General features: G+C 36.7%; 2 protein-coding genes. Both read right to left on the bottom strand.

The window, feature by feature from the left end:
- Positions 1 to 1520: flagellin (locus AJ887_RS06035; RefSeq protein WP_070284974.1), on the bottom strand; the 1520-nt coding region annotated here is incomplete at its 3' end.
- A 152-nt stretch (positions 1521 to 1672) separates the two neighbouring features.
- Positions 1673 to 3295 (bottom strand): flagellin A (locus AJ887_RS06030; protein WP_070284973.1); only part of this gene is annotated, 1623 nt, incomplete at its 5' end.

Below are 3295 nucleotides of genomic sequence, written 5' to 3'. Positions count from 1 at the left end.
GAACCTATATCAGCTCTGATTTGATCAAGATTTGTTATAGCAGTTTCAGCGATATCCATGACAGCCATAGCACCTTTAAGAGTAGTTACACCTGCAGTTTCATCGGTAGCACCCACAGCTGAAATTCTTAAAGCTGCAAATTGAGAATTTCCCGATTTCGCAGAAAAACCTGAACCTGCTGAAACCACATATGCTGCACTCATAGAAGCCGCCTTAGAAACAAATTGTATAGAAGCTGATAAAACAGCTGACATATTTTTTCCACTGCCTATAGAATAACCTGAACCTTTTGAAAAACCATTCGTACCACTCATAAAAGCAGAAACAGAACTTGCTACACCAACTAAAATTTGCTTAGCTCCGCCACCATTATAAGAGTTAAATCCCATAGCATCAGCATTAGCTGCTGAAATTTGACCTTTTGATTCTCTTAAAGATACCGAAGCTTGAGAAATCATATCCGCAGCACCCATACCTATAGCACTAAGATTAGTTCCACTTACATTAATATCCCTACCATCATTTTTAACCAAAGATAAGCGTCCATAGTTTTCTTTTTGCAAGATACCTGCACCAGCACCTATACTACCTGTGATTTTAATACCTCTACCATCAGCTGAAGTAAGAACAAGCTTACCATTTTCATCTTTAGAAGCTTGAACTCCGGTAGTGTCTTTAACAGAATTTATAGCTGAAATCAACTGGCCATTATTATCTCCGTCTTTATAATTAATCTGACCAATTATAACCCCATTGATAGCAAAGTCTTGAGAAGTAGTTCCTTCTTTTATAGCATAAGCTCCAACAGTTTTTACATCATAAGTTGCCCTAACTCCTGTTTTATCAGAGCTTTTATTAATCTCTTCAGCCAAAGCTCCAAGACCTGTTCCAACAGAGGTTGAAATCACAACATTATCAAATTTAAAATCTTCCAAACCATTATAGTTTTTGATAGTAAGTCCTACTACACCCGAACTCACACTTTGCGAACCTGTTTCAAATCTAGTTACACCGATTTTTGAAGACTGGGTTGCACCTATAGTTGCTTTTACTGTTTGATTTGAACTTGCGCCGATTTGAAATTCTTGATTAGTAAAACCACCGCTTAAAAGTTGTTTACCATTAAATGAAGTAGTATTTGCGATATTATCAAGCTCTTCCATGAGTTTGTTTATATCTGCTTGAAGCATGGTTCTTGTTTTTAGACTTTGACCATCTTGAGCGGCTTGAGTTGCTTTAGTCTTGATAGTATCTAAGATTTTAAGTTGCTCATCCATAGCCTTATCTGCAGTTTGTAAGATACCTATGGCATCATTACCATTGTTTATAGCTTGACCTAAAGTAGCTGCTTGAGAACGCAAAGAATCTGCTATCGCCATCCCTGAAGCATCATCTGCTGCGGAGTTAATCCTAAGACCAGAACTAAGTCTACTTAAAGACTTATCAAGCTCGTTAGCATTAACAACTGAATTTGCATGTGCATTTAATGCACCGATGTTGGTGTTTATCCTAAAACCCATTTTAAATCCTTTCAAAATATTGCATCGAAAAGATTAAAGCAAGAAGTGTTCCAAGTTTTAGTTTAATTAAAAATCTTTAGAGTTTAAAAAAGCCTAGTATTTAAACTAGGCTTGGATTTGTATATATCGCAGTACTTTAAAAATATGTAGAGCTATTGAAGCAATCTTAAAACATTTTGCTGACTAGAATTTGCCTGAGCCATAGCATAAGATCCACTTTGAGCTAAGATGTTAGCTTTAGAGTAGTTCGCACTCTCACTTGCAAAGTCTACATCTCTGATTTGTGATTCTGCTGATTTAACATTAACCTGAGTTACGGTGATATTATTGATAGTTGATGTAACTTGATTTTGTATAGAACCTATATCAGCTCTGATTTGATCAAGATTTGTTATAGCAGTTTCAGCGATATCCATGACAGCCATAGCACCTTTAAGAGTAGTTACACCTGCAGTTTCATCGGTAGCACCCACAGCTGAAATTCTTAAAGCTGCAAATTGAGAATTTCCCGATTTCGCAGAAAAACCTGAACCTGCTGAAACCACATATGCTGCACTCATAGAAGCCGCCTTAGAAACAAATTGTATAGAAGCTGATAAAACAGCTGACATATTTTTTCCACTGCCTATAGAATAACCTGAACCTTTTGAAAAACCATTCGTACCACTCATAAAAGCAGAAACAGAACTTGCTACACCAACTAAAATTTGCTTAGCTCCGCCACCATTATAAGAGTTAAATCCCATAGCATCAGCATTAGCTGCTGAAATTTGACCTTTTGATTCTCTTAAAGATACCGAAGCTTGAGAAATCATATCCGCAGCACCCATACCTATAGCACTAAGATTAGTTCCACTTACATTAATATCCCTACCATCATTTTTAACCAAAGATAAGCGTCCATAGTTTTCTTTTTGCAAGATACCTGCACCAGCACCTATACTACCTGTGATTTTAATACCTCTACCATCAGCTGAAGTAAGAACAAGCTTACCATTTTCATCTTTAGAAGCTTGAACTCCGGTAGTGTCTTTAACAGAATTTATAGCTGAAATCAACTGGCCATTATTATCTCCGTCTTTATAATTAATCTGACCAATTATAACCCCATTGATAGCAAAGTCTTGAGAAGTAGTTCCTTCTTTTATAGCATAAGCTCCAACAGTTTTTACATCATAAGTTGCCCTAACTCCTGTTTTATCAGAGCTTTTATTAATCTCTTCAGCCAAAGCTCCAAGACCTGTTCCAACAGAGGTTGAAATCACAACATTATCAAATTTAAAATCTTCCAAACCATTATAGTTTTTGATAGTAAGTCCTACTACACCCGAACTCACACTTTGCGAACCTGTTTCAAATCTAGTTACACCGATTTTTGAAGACTGGGTTGCACCTATAGTTGCTTTTACTGTTTGATTTGAACTTGCGCCGATTTGAAATTCTTGATTAGTAAAACCACCGCTTAAAAGTTGTTTACCATTAAATGAAGTAGTATTTGCGATATTATCAAGCTCTTCCATGAGTTTGTTTATATCTGCTTGAAGCATGGTTCTTGTTTTTAGACTTTGACCATCTTGAGCGGCTTGAGTTGCTTTAGTCTTGATAGTATCTAAGATTTTAAGTTGCTCATCCATAGCCTTATCTGCAGTTTGTAAGATACCTATGGCATCATTACCATTGTTTATAGCTTGACCTAAAGTAGCTGCTTGAGAACGCAAAGAATCTGCTATCGCCATCCCTGAAGCATCATCTGCTGCGGAGTTAATCCTAAGACC

Source organism: Campylobacter sp. BCW_6466 (assembly GCF_001762835.1).
GTDB lineage: Bacteria > Campylobacterota > Campylobacteria > Campylobacterales > Campylobacteraceae > Campylobacter_D > Campylobacter_D jejuni.
The sequence above is the reverse complement of the archived record's forward strand: the minus strand, read 5'-3'. Positions and strand labels throughout refer to the sequence as shown.